At 51.4% G+C, this 17,378-nt stretch carries 18 protein-coding genes; 13 read left to right on the top strand and 5 right to left on the bottom strand.

Annotation, left to right across the window (positions count from 1 at the left end; all coding sequences use genetic code 11):
• Window positions 1-12: 12 nt before the first annotated feature.
• From hpf to AC5FXQ_RS11655, 4 genes are all read left to right on the top strand, one after another.
• Window positions 13-318, top strand: a complete 306-nt coding sequence (hpf, locus tag AC5FXQ_RS11640) for a ribosome hibernation-promoting factor, HPF/YfiA family (protein WP_493602598.1) — start codon at window positions 13-15, stop codon at window positions 316-318.
• Between the two features lie 108 nt (window positions 319-426).
• A complete protein-coding gene (locus tag AC5FXQ_RS11645) occupies window positions 427-1,209 on the top strand; it encodes an SDR family NAD(P)-dependent oxidoreductase (RefSeq protein ID WP_493602599.1) in 783 nt (260 codons plus the stop codon).
• Between the two features lie 51 nt (window positions 1,210-1,260).
• Complete coding sequence (locus tag AC5FXQ_RS11650) at window positions 1,261-1,899, top strand: DsbA family protein (protein WP_493602600.1); 639 nt, start codon at window positions 1,261-1,263, stop codon at window positions 1,897-1,899.
• Window positions 1,900-2,085: 186 nt separating this feature from the next.
• On the top strand, window positions 2,086-2,445 hold the full coding sequence (locus tag AC5FXQ_RS11655; protein WP_196115841.1) for a DUF1801 domain-containing protein: 360 nt from the start codon (window positions 2,086-2,088) through the stop codon (window positions 2,443-2,445).
• Here the strand turns inward: AC5FXQ_RS11655 and AC5FXQ_RS11660 are convergent.
• Window positions 2,432-3,361: a cation diffusion facilitator family transporter gene (locus tag AC5FXQ_RS11660; RefSeq protein ID WP_493602601.1), complete on the bottom strand. Its 930-nt coding sequence runs from the start codon at window positions 3,359-3,361 to the stop codon at window positions 2,432-2,434. The genes AC5FXQ_RS11655 and AC5FXQ_RS11660 overlap by 14 nt on opposite strands.
• Before the next feature lie 117 nt (window positions 3,362-3,478).
• Here AC5FXQ_RS11660 and AC5FXQ_RS11665 point away from each other — a divergent pair, with 117 nt between their 5' ends.
• The 4 genes from AC5FXQ_RS11665 (at window position 3,479) to AC5FXQ_RS11680 (ending at window position 7,952) form a co-directional block, all read left to right on the top strand.
• A complete protein-coding gene (locus AC5FXQ_RS11665; RefSeq protein ID WP_493602602.1) occupies window positions 3,479-4,159 on the top strand; it encodes a response regulator transcription factor in 681 nt (226 codons plus the stop codon).
• The gene (locus AC5FXQ_RS11670; protein WP_493602603.1) at window positions 4,156-5,553 is read left to right on the top strand and encodes an ATP-binding protein; all 1,398 of its coding nucleotides are present in this window, start codon (window positions 4,156-4,158) and stop codon (window positions 5,551-5,553) included. The genes AC5FXQ_RS11665 and AC5FXQ_RS11670 overlap by 4 nt, the downstream gene beginning before the upstream one ends.
• Before the next feature lie 171 nt (window positions 5,554-5,724).
• Window positions 5,725-7,296, top strand: a complete 1,572-nt coding sequence (locus tag AC5FXQ_RS11675; protein ID WP_493602604.1) for a SulP family inorganic anion transporter — start codon at window positions 5,725-5,727, stop codon at window positions 7,294-7,296.
• Between the two features lie 14 nt (window positions 7,297-7,310).
• A complete protein-coding gene (locus AC5FXQ_RS11680; RefSeq protein ID WP_493602605.1) occupies window positions 7,311-7,952 on the top strand; it encodes a carbonic anhydrase in 642 nt (213 codons plus the stop codon).
• A gap of 481 nt (window positions 7,953-8,433) precedes the next feature.
• Here the strand turns inward: AC5FXQ_RS11680 and AC5FXQ_RS11685 are convergent, their stop codons facing one another.
• Window positions 8,434-9,057 carry a porin family protein gene (locus AC5FXQ_RS11685; RefSeq protein WP_493602606.1) on the bottom strand — a complete coding sequence of 208 codons (624 nt, stop codon included), beginning with the start codon at window positions 9,055-9,057 and terminating at the stop codon, window positions 8,434-8,436.
• Window positions 9,058-9,248: 191 nt separating this feature from the next.
• Window positions 9,249-10,244 (bottom strand): SWFGD domain-containing protein, encoded by a 996-nt coding sequence (locus AC5FXQ_RS11690; RefSeq protein ID WP_493602607.1) that lies wholly within the window; start codon window positions 10,242-10,244, stop codon window positions 9,249-9,251.
• Window positions 10,245-10,674: 430 nt separating this feature from the next.
• Between AC5FXQ_RS11690 and AC5FXQ_RS11695 the strand changes: the two genes are divergently transcribed.
• Complete coding sequence (locus AC5FXQ_RS11695; protein WP_493602608.1) at window positions 10,675-11,076, top strand: hypothetical protein; 402 nt, start codon at window positions 10,675-10,677, stop codon at window positions 11,074-11,076.
• A gap of 40 nt (window positions 11,077-11,116) precedes the next feature.
• Here the strand turns inward: AC5FXQ_RS11695 and AC5FXQ_RS11700 are convergent, their stop codons facing one another.
• A complete protein-coding gene (locus AC5FXQ_RS11700) occupies window positions 11,117-13,573 on the bottom strand; it encodes a type IA DNA topoisomerase (RefSeq protein ID WP_493602609.1) in 2,457 nt (818 codons plus the stop codon).
• A 112-nt stretch (window positions 13,574-13,685) separates the two neighbouring features.
• Here AC5FXQ_RS11700 and AC5FXQ_RS11705 point away from each other — a divergent pair, with 112 nt between their 5' ends.
• Both AC5FXQ_RS11705 and AC5FXQ_RS11710 read left to right on the top strand, forming a co-directional pair.
• Complete coding sequence (locus AC5FXQ_RS11705; RefSeq protein ID WP_493602610.1) at window positions 13,686-13,907, top strand: DUF2905 domain-containing protein; 222 nt, start codon at window positions 13,686-13,688, stop codon at window positions 13,905-13,907.
• 66 nt (window positions 13,908-13,973) lie between these two features.
• Window positions 13,974-14,738 carry a YdcF family protein gene (locus tag AC5FXQ_RS11710; protein WP_493602611.1) on the top strand — a complete coding sequence of 255 codons (765 nt, stop codon included), beginning with the start codon at window positions 13,974-13,976 and terminating at the stop codon, window positions 14,736-14,738.
• Window position 14,739: 1 nt separating this feature from the next.
• Here the strand turns inward: AC5FXQ_RS11710 and AC5FXQ_RS11715 are convergent, their stop codons facing one another.
• Window positions 14,740-16,101 (bottom strand): NAD-dependent succinate-semialdehyde dehydrogenase, encoded by a 1,362-nt coding sequence (locus AC5FXQ_RS11715; protein WP_493602612.1) that lies wholly within the window; start codon window positions 16,099-16,101, stop codon window positions 14,740-14,742.
• A gap of 259 nt (window positions 16,102-16,360) precedes the next feature.
• On the opposite strand from AC5FXQ_RS11715, the gene AC5FXQ_RS11720 reads away from it, so the two are divergent.
• Together AC5FXQ_RS11720 and AC5FXQ_RS11725 are read left to right on the top strand one after the other, a co-directional pair.
• A complete protein-coding gene (locus tag AC5FXQ_RS11720) occupies window positions 16,361-16,981 on the top strand; it encodes a TIGR04282 family arsenosugar biosynthesis glycosyltransferase (RefSeq protein WP_493602613.1) in 621 nt (206 codons plus the stop codon).
• A gap of 58 nt (window positions 16,982-17,039) precedes the next feature.
• On the top strand, window positions 17,040-17,375 hold the full coding sequence (locus tag AC5FXQ_RS11725) for an arsenosugar biosynthesis-associated peroxidase-like protein (protein WP_188500166.1): 336 nt from the start codon (window positions 17,040-17,042) through the stop codon (window positions 17,373-17,375).
• The last annotated feature ends 3 nt before the right edge of the window (window positions 17,376-17,378 follow it).

Here is a 17,378-nt window from a genome sequence, read left to right on the forward strand (position 1 = left end):
ATAAGACAGAACATGAATTATACAGAGAATTTCGAAGGAATCAAGATTGATGTACAGGCTGTAGACATATCGATTTCGGATGACGTACAGCAGCATATTCGCAACACCATTTCCAAACTAAAGCGTCACGCCAAGAAGATAGACTCTGTGGACGTGTACTTCAAGGAAGAGGCGAACCACGCTACTGACACCAAGAAACTGAGCATGCGTGTAGGTATACCCGGTACCGACGCTTTTGCCGAAGACAATGGCGATAACTGGTATGAGTTGCTGAAGAACGTAGAAGAAAAACTTAAGCGCCAGCTAGAGAAAAGATAAGCCGGAAGGCACAGCAAAGCAAACCCGCTGCGTGGCCAGGTATAGCACCTGCCCGGCAGCGGGTTTGCTGTTGGGTGCAGACAGGTATAGAGAGATAAAACAGAACGTATGGCCACAGCAGATTATACAAATAAAGTAGTACTGGTTACGGGCGGAGCGCAGGGTATAGGCCTGGGTATAGCGCAGGCTTTTGCGCAGGCGGGGGCCCGCGTCGTGCTGACAGATGCAGATGAGGAAGCAGGACAAGAGGCCTTGCAGCGCCTGCAGGCCCGGCAACTAACTGCAGGCTTTATACCCTGCGACGTGAGCGTCGAACACGAGGTGATTTCCCTGATGCAAAAGGTGGAGGAGGAGCACGGTCAGCTGGACGTGCTAGTCAACAACGCAGGTATAGCCGATCCTTTTATTGGCAATCTGGATGAAATGCAGATGTCCGAATTTGACAGGGTGCTGGCGGTGAACCTGCGTGGGCCCATGCTTTGTGCCAAATATGGTTTGCCGCTGCTGCGCAAATCAGCGCATCCAGCCATCCTGAACATCACGAGCACACGCGCTTTCATGTCAGAACCCGATACCTTCGCCTACTCCGCTTCCAAAGGCGGACTGGAGGCGCTCACCCATTCCCTGGCCGTGAGTCTGGCGCCTGACCGCATCCGGGTCAATGCCATCGCACCCGGCTGGATCGAAACCGGACCCTGGCAAAAGGAAAAGAATCGCTACGAGCCGCAGCATACCCGCGAGGACAAGGAGCAGCACCCGGTAGGCCGGGTAGGGGAGCCGCAGGACATCGCCGAAGCAGTGCTCTTCCTGTGCTCCGACAAAGCGGGATTTATCACAGGGCAGCATTTAGTGATAGACGGCGGCATGACCATAAAGATGATTTATGCCTGAACCTATCTGCCGGCATTGGGGTAAAACCTAAGGAAAGTGTAAAAATTGCCTATGACCAACAGTCCTTACAATCCGGTTTTGCTGTACGTGACCGACCCCATGTGCGCCTGGTGCTACGGCTTCACACATGTGATTCGTCGTTTGCGCGCCTTATGGCATGGTCGGCTGACTGTGGAAGTCGTTGCCGGAGGGCTTCATCCCTTTGCCCGCGAGCCTATTTCGCGTGAGCAGCGGGAGCGACTGGCGGTGAGCTGGCACCGGGTGCAGGAGCGTACCAGTCTGCCCTTTAACTACAGCCTGTTTCTGCGGGAAGACTTTGTGTACGATACAGAGCCCGCCTGCCGTGCCCTGCATGTGGTGCGTCGCCTCAGGCCTGCCCTCACCCTTGAGATACTGCGGGCCATGCACTCGGCCTTTTATGCCGATGGCCTGAATCTGGCTGATCCGCAGGTGCTTGCCCATGTGGTACGTCCTTTTGGCATCCAGGAAAACCTGTTCTATACCTTGTTTGAGGCTGAGGAGATCATTGACGCGACCGAAAAGGAATTTGAGTTTGTCGAGATGCTGGGGGTTACAAACCTGCCCAGCGTTTACATGGAAGGAGGCATGGGGCCGGAGCTACTCACCAGCGGCTTTTGCCAGCTCGACGAATTAGAAGAAAGGTTATTGCAGCATCTGGAAATGGCCTGATCCTATACCTGAGGTATAAGTATTTGTGAAAGACAGGCTTACCTACCCGATAGTACGCAGTGAATGGCACTGGTACAAGGAGTCCCTTACATAAGCAGTGATAGATTTTTTGCTCCAATATTAAAAGATATGTATATTTAGCTGTAAATTAACGGCTCAGGCCACTCAGGCCGATACATACCCTGTATGAGAAGCAAGATATCCACTAACCAGGTCGATGAATACATCGACAAACTTACACCTGAGAAACAGCTATTAGCGCAAGCAGTACGCCGCATCATCAGCCAGACGGCTGCTCACCTGGAAGAGTGTGTGCGCTGGGAAAATCCCTGCTATTTCTTTTACGGCCCCGTATGCTACTTCGCCTCTTCGCGTAGCGGACTTCATTTTGGCTTTTTCCGCGGAAAAGAACTTGATGACCCCAATAAGCGTCTGGTTAGCCGCAATGGGCAGTTGCCACACATCAAGCTGCGTACGCTAGAGGACATAGATGAAGAGTATTTCAGCGACCTGGTGCGCCAGGCGGTGCTGCTTAACCAGAATTAGGTACATCCGGGGTGCAGTGCTCCTGGCTGCATTCCTGCCCCGGCATCTCCAGTTCTACCGTTACGTGGTCTATGTGCGCGTCCTGCATGGTATCGCGTATGCGCTGCTTCACACCGTGTGCCTCTTCTAAGTTCAGGTTTTGATTTACGACGGCGTGCATGGTCAGTACATGACTCATGCCGTCCAGCGTCCAGAGGTGCAGGTCATGCACTGAGCGCACTTCAGGGAGAAGTTGCAGTCGTCGGCGCACTTCCTGCAAACTGATGTTGGCGGGAGTGCCCTGAAGGAGAATCTGGAGTCCTTTGCGCAGGTTGCGCACCACATTGTAGAGTATGAAGCAGGTGATGAGCAACGAGAGCAGCGGGTCGATAATGGGCCAGTCAAAGAAATAGAGTAGAATACCGCCTACGAGTACGGCCGCCCAGCCCAACACATCTTCCATCAGATGGAGCATGGCCACCCGTTCGTTCAGCGACTCTCCCTTGTTGAGGCGCAAGGCAGCCGCTCCGTTCACCAGCACGCCCAGTATAGCAAATCCGATCATGCCAGGTGCGTGCACGGGTTCCGGGTTAAAGAGGCGCGGGATCGAAACCCAGAGCACGACACCTGAACCAATTAATAAAACGATCGAATTGATAACAGCGCCCAGAAGCGAAAAGCGTTTATACCCGTAAGAGTACTGCTGATCGCTGCCTTTGCGGGAGAGACGGTCAAAATACCAGGCCAGTCCCAGTGAAAGCGAGTCGCCCAGGTCATGCAGCGCATCCGAAAGGATGGCCATGCTGTTGATCCAGAGTCCGCCAAATACCTCGATCACGGTGAAGCCCAGGTTCAGGAAGAAAGCCACCTTGATGTTGTCGCCTCCGTGGTGATGGTGATGGCCGTGGCCTCCGTGATGGTGATGATCGTGTGCCATAAACTGTTTGTCTTCATCTAAAATATACAGATATTGGCGCAACTGCAAGCTGCCGGACGGCTCAGTAGCGTTTTAGTCGTATCTTGTCCGGGTAAACACGTAAACGGTGACTGGAATATGAGAATACTGCTGGTAGAAGACGAACCCAAAGTAGCTTCCTTTATCAAAAAGGGTCTGGAAGAACAGTCATATGAAGTGGAGCAGGCCTACGACGGTAATTTTGGCCTGAAGATGGCCATGCAAAACGAGTACGACCTCATTATACTGGACATTATTCTGCCGCACATGAACGGGCTGGAAGTTTGCCAGGCCATCCGGAAGAAAAAATCGCAGGTCCCGATCCTGATGCTCACAGCGCTTGGTTCCACAGACGATAAGATCACCGGACTGGATGCCGGGGCGGATGACTACCTCACCAAGCCTTTCGAGTTCAAGGAGCTGCTGGCCCGACTGCGTGCCCTTACCCGCCGGTCAGGCGATAACGGGGGAGGGGAGAAGCTCTCCATCGCAGACCTTGAAATGGACCTGAGCAGCAAGACGGTATCTCGTGGCGGAAAGCCCATCAACCTCACGGCCCGGGAATTTGCCCTGCTGCATTACCTCCTCCGCAATCGCGGTCGCGTCGTGTCACGCGTCGATATCACCGAAAACGTATGGGAAACCTCTTTTGACACGGGCAGCAACGTGATCGATGTATACATCAACTTCCTGCGCAAAAAGATAGACAAAGGCTTTCCTGGTAAACTGATCCATACCCTGGTGGGCATGGGCTATGTGCTCAAGGAGGACGACGCATGACCATTCGCAGTAAACTGACCCTGCAGTTTGCAGGTATATTTGCCCTGATCCTGGTCCTGTTCTCGCTGGTGATCTATTACTTCACCTCCCTCTACCGGCAGGACGACTTTTACAAGCGCATCGAAGGCCGGGCTTATGACACGGCCGCCCATATACTGGAGGCTGACGAGGTGAGCGAAAGGGCACGCCGCAGCAATCAGATCCGGTACTACCGGGTGCTTCCTTATGAAAAGGTGAGCATTTACCGGCAGGACGGCAGCCTGTTTTTCTCAGACGGAGATGGAGAGCTGGAAGTGGCGCCTGAGGTGCTGGAGCGAGTGAAGGAGGAGCGCATGGTGCAGTACACACAGGACGAACGCCAGGTCGTGGGCATCCTCTACGAAGACAATGAGGGTGATTTTATTGTGCTCTCATCTTCGGTGGATGCTTACAGTTTGCGGAAGCTGCAGCACCTCAAGATCATCCTGATCGTGGGTTTTCTGGGTTCGATGGTCGTGATCCTGCTGGCGGGCTGGGCCTTTGCCCGTGAAGCGCTGCGTCCTATTACCAAGGTGGTGAGCGAGGTAGAGAAGATCAGCGCCTCTGACCTGCACCTGCGCCTGAGCGATGCGGACGGCAAAGACGAGCTGTCGCACCTGGCCCAGACTTTTAACAAGATGCTGGACCGGCTGGAGATGGCTTTTGAAATGCAGAGCACCTTTGTTTCGAACGCCTCCCATGAACTGCGTACGCCGCTTACGGCCATGATCGGTGAGTTAGAGGTGGCTCTGATGAAACCCCGTGAGAAAGATGAGTATCAGCGGGTGCTGGCCTCGACCCTCGAAGATGCCCGTTTGCTGGCCGAGCTGTCGAACGGACTGCTGCAGATAGCCCAGGCGAGCGTGGATACTTCTAAAATCAAGCTATCCCAGTTGCGTTTCGATGAATTGCTGTGGATGGCGCATGAGCAGGCCTTGAAGCGACATCCGGGGGCGCTGTTCAACATAGATTTTGATAATCTACCTGATGATGAAGACCGCCTGATCGTGAAGGGCAATGACGCGCTGCTGCTGATCGCGATTGTCAATGTGCTGGAGAATGCCGCCAAGTTCTCACCGAAGGGAGAGTACAGCACCGTACGGCTTTCCGCTGACCGGCGGGAGGTCGTGTTACAGGTTGCAGACAAGGGAGTAGGTATAGCACCGCACGACCTCAGGCATGTATTTGTGCCATTTTTCAGGGCAAATAATGTGCGCAATATCACGGGTCATGGCATAGGTCTACCCTTGACAGAAAGCATCATAAAACTCCATAAAGGCTCCATTTCAATAGATTCCCGTGTAAACGAAGGGACAGTCGTGACCTTGCGTTTACCACAGGCAATCGGATTTATTTCGGCCAAAAACGCATTTTAATTTCATTTTAATGCCGTTTTAATACTGGCTTAATACCTCCCCCGTACATTTGTAAACATAAGGTGAGTATTCTGACTTATGTTCCTGCAGCTGGCCTGTTGGTCAGCGCAGGGATGTGAGTTGGGACTTTTATTTTATAAGCTCACCTAATATTTTACTCTCCGCCTTATTATGAAAAACATCTCTTCTAAGCCAGATTATTTTGCCAGTCTGGGTAAAGACATTCCTGCTGGCCTCGTCGTATTTCTCGTTGCGTTACCGCTTTGTTTAGGTATATCACTTGCTTCCGGGGCTCCACTCGTTGCTGGTATTATTACCGGTGTAGTAGGTGGTCTTGTGGTATCCTGGCTCAGTGGGTCACACCTGAGCGTGAGTGGTCCGGCAGCTGGTCTGACGGTGATCGTGCTAAACGGTATAGAAACCCTGCAGTCGTATGAAGCCTTTTTGCTGGCCGTTGTACTGGCGGGTGTGTTGCAGGTTGCGCTGGGCTTCCTGAAAGCCGGTGTCATTGGTCTTTATTTTCCCTCCTCTGTTATCAAAGGCATGCTGGCAGCTATTGGCCTGATTCTTATTCTGAAGCAGATTCCGCATTTTATGGGTGCCGATGATGACTTCTTCGGTGAAATGAACTTCTTACAGCCGGACGGACGTAATACTTTTTCTGAAATACTCCATGCTTTCACTGCCATACAGCTAGGTGCGCTGATCATTGGTATCATCTCGCTTGCGATCCTGATCTTGTGGGAGCAGCCATTTATGAAGCGTATCAAGCTCTTTAAACTAGTGCCGGGTGCCCTTATCGTGGTGATTGGTTCTGTCGGTATCAACTATTTGTTCCTCAATTATTCCCCCGAACTGGCTGTAGCAGGTACACACCTGGTTAGCTTACCTGATATTTCCAGTATAGGAGCACTGCAGAACGAGCTTCGCTTGCCTGCGTTTGATCAGTTAACGAACCCTTCGCTCTACGTGGTCGCCTTTACGATCGCCATCATTGCCAGTCTGGAGACCTTGCTGAGTGTAGAAGCTGTTGATAAGCTTGACCCGCACAAGCGCCGTACCCCAAACAACCGCGAACTGAAGGCACAGGGTGTAGGTAATATCATAGCAGGTATGCTGGGCGGTATCCCGATGACAGCCGTAATTGTGCGAAGCTCTGCCAATGTCGCCGCAGGTGGTAAGACCAAAATGTCGGCCTTCATACACGGTATATTCCTGTTGTTGTCTGTCTTGTTCCTGGCCGGCTTCCTGAACCAGGTACCGCTTTCAGCACTGGCCGCCGTGCTCCTGATGGTGGGTTATAAACTGACGAAGCCAACCCTGTTCAAAGGGCAGCTTAAGTTAGGACATGAACAGTTCATTCCGTTTGTGGTAACGATCGTGGCCATCCTGTTTACTGACCTATTGGTAGGTATCCTGATTGGTCTGGCTGTGGGGGTATTCTTCATCCTGAAGGCCAACTACAAGTCGCCTTACTTCTTCCACAAAGAAGAGCACCGCGACAAAGAAACGATTCGCATCAAACTGAGCGAGCACGTGTCGTTCCTGAACAAAGCTAGCATTGTGCTGACCCTGGAGAATCTGCCTGATAACAGCCATGTGATCATCGATGGGGCGAGTTCTGAATATATCGACTACGATGTGCTGGAGGCTATACACGAGTTTAAGAAAACAGCGCACGAACGCGGTATATTTGTGGAAGTGCTAAACGTAGAAGAAGTACAGGTGCTGGATATGCACTAGGGTTAAATAAAACTATGAAGAAAATATTCGAGAATAATAAAAAGTGGGTAGAGCAGAAGCTCAGCGAAGATAAGGACTACTTCAACAAACTGGCCATGGGCCAGGAGCCGCGCTACCTCTTTATTGGCTGCTCCGATAGCCGTGTGCCAGCCAATGAAATTTCGGGCACAGGCCCGGGTGAGATGTTTGTGCACCGCAACATTGCCAACATGGTGGTGCACACGGATATGAACATGCTCTCGGTGCTGCAGTATGCAGTGGAAGTGCTGAAGGTAAAGGTGATCATTGTGTGTGGTCATTACGGCTGCGGTGGCGTAGCGGCGGCTGCCGGCAACAAGCAGTATGGACTGATTGATAACTGGCTGCGCAATATCAAAGACGTGATCCGTCTGCACGAAGAAGAGTTCATGGCGATCGAGAACGAAGAAGCACGACTGCGCCGATTGGTTGAACTGAACGTGATCGAACAGGTGCACAACCTGTCCAAGACTTCTATTATTCAGAATGCCATGCAGACAGATGATCCGCCAAAACTCTACGGTCTGGTATATGATATTAGAGAAGGTTACCTCAAAGACCTGAACGCCCTGGAAAGCGACGGTTCGATCAGAAAGTACGAGCACATTTATAGCCTGCTGCAGGAAGCCGGAAAATAACAAAGAGACAACTACTACCTATAATTTCCCAAACACATACATCTATGTCGGACAAAGCCCTCGCACTTGCGGGGGTTTTGTTTTTTAGGGACAATCAGAAAGCAAAATATCTTATCTTTTGTCATCCTGAAAGGATCCAGGTGAAGAGGAGTCCTGCCCCCGCAAATAGTACCGGCTTTACCTCCGGGGGAGGCAGGGCCACTACTGTTCGAAACCTGCTGAATAAGCGTTCCTGCACGAATAAGGCTGATTTTACAGTAAGAGAAAGTGTCCCCTCAAGGGGACAGTCCTGGTTTGCTCAAATAGGCTTTACTGACTTGGTAGAGGGTGGTTGGCAGGTTTCGAACAGTAGGGGGTAGGGGCCCCTCTATTTAAACCAGGTTCCTTAACAGCAGAACGAAAGTCCAGTTTTGATCTCGTTTTCCTGGAATGAAAAAGCCCTCCTGGTAGGAGGGCTTTAGGGTATATGGTATGGTTGCTTCTAGCGTCCGCCGAGCAGGTAGCTTAGCATCAGGCTAAAGCCGGCATTACGACGCTCACGATTCACAAATGGACCTTCATCATCTATCTGTTTCAAGCCGCCGGTGTATCGTACTTCAAGGCCCAGGCCATTGGGAGCACGGTAGCCCACGGAACCAACATAAGCAAAGTCAATGGTGTAAGGGTTGTCTGAAATGTTGTGCTTGGTTGTCACAATCTTATCGCCGTTGCTGGAGTGCGCTTCGTGCACATGACTCGCATTGTAGATAAAGGATACTTGCGGACCAAGATCAAAAAACACCCCACTGGCGGATACGTGGAAAAGCAAAGGGATGTCGATGTAATTCAGCTTAAACACCTCGGCTGTTTGCAGGCTGCTGCCCGAGTAGATCTCGCGGCGGGCTCCCTTGGAGGTATAGAGCGCCTCCAGTTGCAGACCCATCATGTTGTTGATGTGCTTTTGCAGAAATATACCACCTGTATACCCAACCCGGTACTTGTAGTTGTCGGTGTCAGCGCCGGTAAATGTAGTGTAGGTTGCGCCGCCTTTAAAGCCAAGCTGTTGGGCGAAGCCAGTGCCTGACATAAGTGCAATGCAGCACAGAACCAATAAGAGTCTTTTCATAGGAAATACCTGTTTATATGGGTTGGTTTAATCGGGGTGAAATTACTGAGAAGCAGAAAACAGGTCAATGGAGGATATATATAAATTGTACTATTTTTCTCATGCAAAAAGCCCGGCCAGTATTGGCCGGGCTTTTCTTTAATGATATGGTTTATGTCAGGTCGTCGACTGATAAGCCGTTTGCCTTCATACTACCATTCGTAATCTCTGCGTGAGGACGAACCATAAGAGTACGGGGGTCCACTGTAGGTGTTACCGTAGCTGGTGTGTGTTCTTTGGCGACTGTTATAGTCGTTGTCGTTATCTCTGTCACGCATTTCGTCCATTCTTCTTCTGCGCTCTGCTTCTTCGTCGCCGAACCATGACTTTACTTCGTCACCGGCACGGTCAAAGAAACCTCTGTCGTGGTCTCTGTCTCTGTCGCGATCCCAGTCGCTAGAGCCGCGGTTGCTGCCGTAGCCTGAAGAACCATAGCTGCTGCCGCTTCCATAGCCAGAACCATAGCTTGATGAGCCATAATTGCCTGAACCGTAGTTGGAAGAGCCACTACCATAGTTACCAGAACCATAGTTAGATGAACCTGAGCCATAGTTAGACGAGCCGGAACCGTAGTTGCTGCCGCTGCTGCCATAGCCACCACCATAGTTGGATGAACCCGAGCCGTAGTTCGAGCCACCATAGTTAGAGGAACCACTGTAGCCACGGTTTGATGAGCGGTAGTTATCGCTACCACGATCGCGCATGTCGTCCATTCTTCTTCTACGCTCAGCGTCGTCATCACCGAACCAGGATCTTACTTCGTCGCTACCGCGGTCCCATGTGTCACGGTCGCCAGAGCGATTAGAAGAGTCCCAGTCGCTGCTACCATAACGGCGGTTTGAGCCAGATCCATAGTTTGAGCCCGATCCGTAGTTAGAAGAACCGGAGCCGTAGTTAGAGCTGCCAGCTGAGCGGCCATAAGATGAGGTGCCGCCATATCCTGATGAGGAGTAGCTATCGCGGCCGCTACCGAAACCACCCATGCGGGAAGAATCGCCGCTTCTGCCTGATGACTCGCTTCCATAGGAGCCTCTTATTCGGCTGGTCGGATCAAAATCTCCTGAATAATAATTTCTGCCTGAGCCTCTGGTCTCAGACCTATAGTTGTCATTGTATGGGTTACTACCCAAGTTTTCATAGCTTCTCATAGCTTTGCTTAATTTTTAGGTTTGAAAAAGAACAAATTTAAGGTGCGCCAAAAAAGGTACGCCGGTATTTTTTACGGCTATAGTGTGCATAAGTTATTAATGGAAAAACCCGATAAGAGTGCGGCCGGAAGCTACAGGCATAACATAGCATATGAGTAATGTCTGTAGAATTACAAATTGTATTTAATTATTAATAAATAAAGACTATGTATATATATTAAATTGAATTATAGGGAGCAGGTTAATTCTTGTTGAATGAGTTAAATTTATTTATATAGTTTTAAATCAGTTTGTTGTGCCTGATTTGGGGTTATGTGAGTAGCTTTGATGTAAGATGTTAAATTGAATATTTTTTATTTTAATATTTTTGTAAATTATATTGATTTAGTAAATTGCAGGCCTTTAGCTTATTTTCTCTATTTACTATTTTATGAAGTTTACAAAATTGCTGGCCTCAGCGGTGATGGTTGTCTCTTTGACAGCCTGTGAAGATGTGTTTGAGGATGGGAGCCTGCAGCCAGATGGTTCAAAGCCCGCTCTGACAATCCGGAACCCAACTAACAACCAAAAGCTATCGAAGTCGTCAGGACTTCGTGTAAAGCTGACAGCCTCTGACAAAGACAAAGTGAAGGAGTTGCAGGTGCGTGTGCGTGCTGTTGGTGGCGATGCAGACCACATCAACTTTACCACCTTACCCGACAAGAAGATACTTGAATTCGATACGCTGCTGAACGCAAGTGACCTGCCACAGGGCGACTACACCCTATGGATTCGGGCCACTGACTTCCGTACGAATGTCTCAACTGGCGAAGTGCTGTTTTCAGTAAAGTAAACCGTATACCTGCTGCTTATACCTATAGCCCTTGTGTGGCTTAGTTCAGCAGGTATACGACCTGCCAGTTGTCGTTGATGGTCAGGGCTGCGTCAAAGCTGTTGCCGGTCTTGGCAGAGGTAAAGCCCTTGATCTTACCGGTTTTGCCTTTGGTGAGCAAGGTGCCGATCTGCTTGTCGGTGAGCTGTTTGCCGCCTATTTCGAAGGGCACTACAAACTGGCAGCCCTCCCGGAAGCGACTGCAACCATAGGCCGACTTGCCTTTGAGCATGCTGCCCTGCTGACACCGTGGGCATGTAGCGAAAGGGTCTGCCTCGGGCGTTTTCTCCGCTTTCTCCAATACTACCTGCTTGTTGCCATCCAGCTTAAGTGAGGCATCAAAGCTATTCCCTTGCTCGTCTTTAAAGCCCTTGATTACCGGCGACTTGCCCTTGCTGAGCAAGGCTGTGATTTGTTTGTCGGTGAGGGTTTTGCCCTGCTGCTCAATCGGGATCAGGAAACGACAGCCTTCCTTAAAGCGGATGCAGCCGTAAGCTTTGGAGCCTTTCAGGATATGCCCTTCACCGCAGGCTGGGCAGGAGCCGAGGCCTTTTCCTGGTGTAGTTTCTGTAGCAGCTTTAGGCTTTTTACCTGCCGCTTTTTCTTTGCCAGTTTTGGCAGATCCTCCTTTAGCAGGGGCGGGCTCCGGCTGTGCCTCCATTGTCACGGTGGCTTTGTCGTATTTCACCTCCTGCACCAGGCTCACCACAAACTCCTGCAGCTCCTGCAGAAAAGCCTCGGCTTTAAAAGAACCTCCTTCAATCTGGCGCAGCTTGCGCTCCCACTGCCCGGTCATCTCTGCCGACTTCAGTGTCTGGTTGCGGATCACCCCGATCAGGTCGATGCCCATCTGGGTGGGGATGATCTTCTTTTTGTCTTTGCGGATGTACTGGCGCTTGAACAGGGTTTCGATGATGGCCGCTCGGGTGGAGGGACGGCCAATGCCGTTTTCTTTCAAAGCCTCTTTCAGCTCTTCATCGTCTATCTGCCGACCGGCTGTTTCCATGGCCCGCAACAGGGTTGCTTCGGTGTATTCCTTAGGTGGATTGGTCCACTTTTTATCGAGCAAGGGCGCATGCGGACCATGCTCGCCCTTCTCAAAGTTGGGCAGTATGCCGGCTGTTTCCTCTTCCTCTTTACCGTCTTTACCCGTGCCACTGTCAGTTTTTACGTCCTCGGCGCCATAAAGCACGCGCCAACCCGGCTCCAGGATTTGCTTGCCGCGTACCCGGAAGGTATAGCCCGCCGACTCCGCCATGACCGTGGTGTTGCTCACGATACAGTCTGGATAGAAGGCAGCCAGGAAACGGCGTGTGATGATATCGTATACATCCGCCTCACGGCCATACAGACTGGCCTGTGCGCCGGTAGGTATAATGGCGTGGTGATCGGTTACTTTATTATTATTGAAAACCTTCTTACTCTTGCGGATTTTGCTCTGCAACAGCGGCGCCACCTCCTGTTGGTAGCCGCTCAGGCCTTGTAGAATGCCCGGAATCTTCGGGTAAATGTCATCGGGTAGAAAGACAGTGTCCACACGTGGGTAAGACACTACCTTTTTCTCGTAGAGGCTCTGGATGGTTTTGAGCGTTTCATCGGCCGACATGCTCAGCTTGTTGTTGCACTCGATCTGCAGCGATGTCAGGTCGAACAGCTTGGGCGGGCTTTCGGTGCCCTTCTTGGTCTCTATGTCGGTGATGGTGAGTTCATCCTGCTGGATGGCCTCGAGTATTTGCTGGCCCTCTTCCTCTTTGTGAAAGCGGCCGTTGGTGCTCGAAAAAGTCGTGTCGCGGTATACTGTCTTGAGTTCCCAGAAAGGCTGCGGCACAAAGTTGGCGATCTCGTGGTGGCGGTTCACGATCATGGCAAGGGTAGGGGTCTGTACTCGTCCGATAGAGAGCGTCTGCCGTCCCTGCGCATACTTGAGCGTGAAGAGTCGGGTGGCGTTGAGACCCAGGAGCCAGTCGCCGATGGCGCGACTTTTGCCGGCCTGGTAGAGCGAATCAAACTCGGAGCCTTCGCGCAGCCGTGCAAAACCCTGGCGTATGGCATCCTCAGTGAGTGAAGAGATCCAGAGGCGTTTGAAAGGCTTGCGGTAATTGGCCTCCGTTAGCACCCAGCGCTGTATTACTTCCCCCTCCTGACCAGCGTCACCGCAGTTGATCACCTCCTCGGCATTGTCGAGCAGCTTTTTGATGATGTTGAACTGCTGAACCACGCCTTTGTCCTGCATCAGCTTGATGCCATACCTTTCGGGCAGCATGGGCAGGTCGTAGAGGCTCCAGCGCTTCCACTCGGGGCGGTAGTCATCGGGCTCGCGCAGTGTGCAGAAGTGGCCGAACGTCCAGGTGACCTGGTAGCCGTTGCCTTCGTAATAGCCATCCTTACGGGTTTTGGCTCCAATTACCTGGGCAATCTCACGCGCAACACTCGGTTTCTCAGCAATGCAAACTTTCAAAGTATAGGGTAATTTTAGGGTGACTCTAACATTCAAATTTACGCTTTTAGGCTCTAAATCCCTAAACTTGCTTTGTCGTAAACTAAGGCATTATACCATTAAGCGTCAGAAAATGCAGCCAATTGGGAAATACATTATCATTATCGGGGTCGTGATTATAGTGATCGGGCTTATCGTCTGGCTGGCCGGCGACAAACTGGGCTGGTTTGGCAATCTGCCCGGTGATATTCGGGTGGAGCGGGAGAATTTCAAATTTTACATGCCCATTACGAGTATGATCCTGGTGAGTATTCTACTCTCTTTGCTGCTCTGGATCTTCAGACGGCTCTTTTAAGGTATAGCCTTTCAGAGATGCATTGCCTTTTATACCTTTGCGGCTTCTGCTATACCTGAAACCCTTATGTTTTTTGTCCTTTCGAAGCTGCTGCAGTACTTCCTGATGCCCATTATCTGGATTGCGGTGTTACTGTTGCTGGCTGTTTTCCTGCGATCGGCTAAGTGGCGCCGCTATACCTTGGTTTCGGCTACCGTGCTGCTGCTGGTTTTCTCAAACCCATTTCTGGCGAACGTGGCCATGCGGTCCTGGGAGCTGGAAGCGGTGCCGCTGGAGCAGGTAGAGAATTATGACGTAGCCATCATTCTGACGGGTGTGACCCAAGCCATTGGCTTTGCTGATGACCGGGTGCATACCAACAAAGGGGCAGACCGCTTTCTGCATCCGCTCAAACTCTACCGCATGGGCAAGGTAGACAAGTTTCTTATCACGGGAGGTATAGGCACCGTTGCCATGGACCGCAGACCGGAGGCTGAAATGCTGCAGGAAATCCTGTTGCTGGCAGGAGTACCGCAGGAAGACATTATCATCGAGACCCGCAGCGACAATACCTACCAGAATGCCATCTTCACCGGAGATGTTTTGCAGAAGCACCCGGAGCTGCAGCGGCGCCTGCTCGTGACATCCGCCTTTCACATGCGCCGCTCCAAAGCCTGTTTCGACAAAGCAGGTATAGCCACCGATGTTTTCCCTACTGACTTCTATACCACCGAAATCCGCTATACCCCCGACGAACTACTCATACCTAATCCTGACGCCTTCCGGCTCTGGCATCGCATCATCCACGAAATCACCGGTTTTGTGGTTTACAAGGTGGTAGGGTATGCGTGATTTACCCCACCCAAATGCTCTTCTGGTTCGTGAATTCACGGATGCCGATGTAGGAGAGTTCTCGGCCGTAGCCTGACTTTTTGATGCCGCCGAAAGGCATTTCAGGAGTGGAGGCGACCATGGCGTTCACGAACATGGCACCGGTCTCTACCTGTCGGGCGACACGCAAACCACGCTCCTGGTCACTGGTGAAAACGGTGCCGGCCAGGCCGTAGCGGTGGTCGTTGGCTATTTTGATGGCTTCTGCTTCATCTTTCACCACAAAAACGATGGCGACCGGGCCAAACAGTTCGTCTTCGTAGGCTGGTGAACCGGGCTTCGGATCCTGGATGATCATCGGTTTGAAATAAGCAGAGTCTTTTTCATGACCGCCCTCTAACACGACTTTAGCGCCTTGTTTAATAGTTTCCTGCACCTGCTGCTCCAACTCCTCGGCCAGGTCTTTGCGGGCCAGCGGACCATAGTCGCAGTCTTCGGTGAGCGGATCGCCGGTGCGGAGGGCCTGCATTTTCTCCTTCATCTTCTCCAGGAAGGCATCGGCTATACCTTCCACTACAATGAAGCGCTTGGCTGCAATGCAGCTTTGGCCTGTGTTCACCATGCGCGACTTCACAGCGGTAGTGGCAGCGGCTTCGAGGTCGGCATCTTCCAGAATGATAAAAGGATCGCTACCGCCCAGTTCTAGTACCGTTTTCTTGATCTCGCTGCCCGCTTTTTCGGCTACTTTGGAGCCAGCGCCTTCGCTGCCGGTCAGGGTCACGGCTTTTACAATAGGGTTTTCGATGATCGCATCTACCGCCCTGGAGCCAACGAGCAAGGTATGGAACACATCCTTCGGGAAGCCGGCTTTGTGGATGATCTCCTCTATTGCCAGCGCGCACTGCGGCACATTGGAGGCATGTTTGAGTACGCCTGCGTTACCGGCCATGAGAGCAGGGGCCAGAAAGCGGAAAACCTGCCAGAACGGGAAATTCCAGGGCATGACGGCCAGCACCACACCCAGCGGCTGGTAAGCGATCAGGCTACGGCTTGCTCCGGACTCGACCTCCTCATCTTTCAGGAAATCAGCAGCGTGTTCAGCGTAGTAGCGGCATACCTTGGCGCATTTCTGTACTTCTGCTATGGCATCCTTCAGTGGCTTGCCCATCTCTAAGGTGATGATGCGCCCATACTTTTCAGCTTCCTCCTCCAGAATTTCTGCACAGCGGTTCATCAGCCGGGCTCTTTCTTCAAAACCGGTGTTTTTCCACTGCTGAAATGCTTCATCGGCTGCTTTCAGTTTCTGCTGTACCTGGTCGGAGGTATGCTCCTCAAATGTTTTGACAACTTCATTGGTCGCAGGGTTTATTGTTTGTATCGCCATTTGTTTCAGATTCTTTGTAGGATATGCTGTAAATATACGGTTGCCGGACTATTTATGCTGCCGTAGGCAATAAACTGATAAAAACAAGGTTAAATATAGTGTTGATAAAGTTCTATTTGCGTGATTTTGCGGATATTGTTACTTCTTTCGCAAATATTCCCTTTTTTATAGATTGTTTCTTATTAAATTGCCTTCCATTAGGGTTTCAAATGGATTTCATTTCTTACAGGTAAACTCTTTATTTTTAAATTTTTCCTTTTTGAATACGCTCCAACACGATACTGTCATTTTACTGTTTGCTCAGACTCCTGAGCAGCAGGTCCGCTTTAAAACGTTCACGCAGGAGCATGGCCCTGAACTGAACAAGCAAGCGGCTGACCTGCTGTTGCAGCATACCTTGTTTGTAGCCAAGGGCTCCGGTATTCCGCTGGTGGTGATCTACCCGGAGCGGCAGGAGGGAAGCAATTTCGGAGAGCGCCTGGCCAATGCCTTTCAGGAAGTTTACTCCATGGGCTACCAGCGTGTGATCTGCATCGGAGCCGACTGCGTGGACCTGACCTCGGCTGACCTGCTGCTGGCCCAAGATGCGCTTAGCAAAGGCCGCATGGTCGTAGGACCAGGTACAAACGGCGGCGCTTACCTGGTGGGCCTGCACATTGATTGCTTCGACCCCGAGGCACTTGCCATGCTCAACTGGCAAACCGATGAACTGCTGAACGAGCTGGTGCTCTATGGCTACCGCATGCAGGCCAGCATGGGCAACCTGACGGTGCTCGACGAAAAAACCGAAGCAGGCAGCGGAGCCGACCTTTCCCGCCAATTGAACATCCTCCCCGTATACCATCACCTGCACAGGCAACTCAGTGCTATTCTAAGCTAACCAGACAGGAGTCTGTAGTTTCTTGTTACCTTTAAGGGAAATAAGACTTTATTCTTCTATGGAAAATACGTATTATAATCCGGCGGACCTGAAGAAATTTGGGAACATAAGCGAGTTGCAGCCAGAGATGGGCCGCAAGTTTTTCGATTACTACGGTGAGGTATTCAAAGAAGGCGCCCTGACCGAGCGCGAGAAAGCCCTGATTGCCCTGGCCGTGTCACATGCCGTGCAGTGCCCTTACTGCATCGATGCCTATACCTCTGACTGTCTGGAGAAAGGTGCCGACGAGAACCAGATGATGGAAGCTGTGCATGTAGCCGCCGCCATAAAAGGAGGCGCTGCGCTGGTGCACGGCGTGCAGATGATGAACAAGATCAAGGACCTGACCATGTAGCCC

It is taken from the genome of Pontibacter sp. LHS1, from assembly GCF_058932855.1.

Coding starts and splice junctions, on each gene's coding strand:
- hpf (WP_493602598.1), top strand. CDS start 13: ATGAATTATACAGAGAATTTCGAAGGAATCAAGATTGATGTACAGGCT.
- AC5FXQ_RS11645 (WP_493602599.1), top strand. CDS start 427: ATGGCCACAGCAGATTATACAAATAAAGTAGTACTGGTTACGGGCGGA.
- AC5FXQ_RS11650 (WP_493602600.1), top strand. CDS start 1,261: ATGACCAACAGTCCTTACAATCCGGTTTTGCTGTACGTGACCGACCCC.
- AC5FXQ_RS11655 (WP_196115841.1), top strand. CDS start 2,086: ATGAGAAGCAAGATATCCACTAACCAGGTCGATGAATACATCGACAAA.
- AC5FXQ_RS11660 (WP_493602601.1), bottom strand. CDS start 3,361: ATGGCACACGATCATCACCATCACGGAGGCCACGGCCATCACCATCAC.
- AC5FXQ_RS11665 (WP_493602602.1), top strand. CDS start 3,479: ATGAGAATACTGCTGGTAGAAGACGAACCCAAAGTAGCTTCCTTTATC.
- AC5FXQ_RS11670 (WP_493602603.1), top strand. CDS start 4,156: ATGACCATTCGCAGTAAACTGACCCTGCAGTTTGCAGGTATATTTGCC.
- AC5FXQ_RS11675 (WP_493602604.1), top strand. CDS start 5,725: ATGAAAAACATCTCTTCTAAGCCAGATTATTTTGCCAGTCTGGGTAAA.
- AC5FXQ_RS11680 (WP_493602605.1), top strand. CDS start 7,311: ATGAAGAAAATATTCGAGAATAATAAAAAGTGGGTAGAGCAGAAGCTC.
- AC5FXQ_RS11685 (WP_493602606.1), bottom strand. CDS start 9,057: ATGAAAAGACTCTTATTGGTTCTGTGCTGCATTGCACTTATGTCAGGC.
- AC5FXQ_RS11690 (WP_493602607.1), bottom strand. CDS start 10,244: ATGAGAAGCTATGAAAACTTGGGTAGTAACCCATACAATGACAACTAT.
- AC5FXQ_RS11695 (WP_493602608.1), top strand. CDS start 10,675: ATGAAGTTTACAAAATTGCTGGCCTCAGCGGTGATGGTTGTCTCTTTG.
- AC5FXQ_RS11705 (WP_493602610.1), top strand. CDS start 13,686: ATGCAGCCAATTGGGAAATACATTATCATTATCGGGGTCGTGATTATA.
- AC5FXQ_RS11710 (WP_493602611.1), top strand. CDS start 13,974: ATGTTTTTTGTCCTTTCGAAGCTGCTGCAGTACTTCCTGATGCCCATT.
- AC5FXQ_RS11715 (WP_493602612.1), bottom strand. CDS start 16,101: ATGGCGATACAAACAATAAACCCTGCGACCAATGAAGTTGTCAAAACA.
- AC5FXQ_RS11725 (WP_188500166.1), top strand. CDS start 17,040: ATGGAAAATACGTATTATAATCCGGCGGACCTGAAGAAATTTGGGAAC.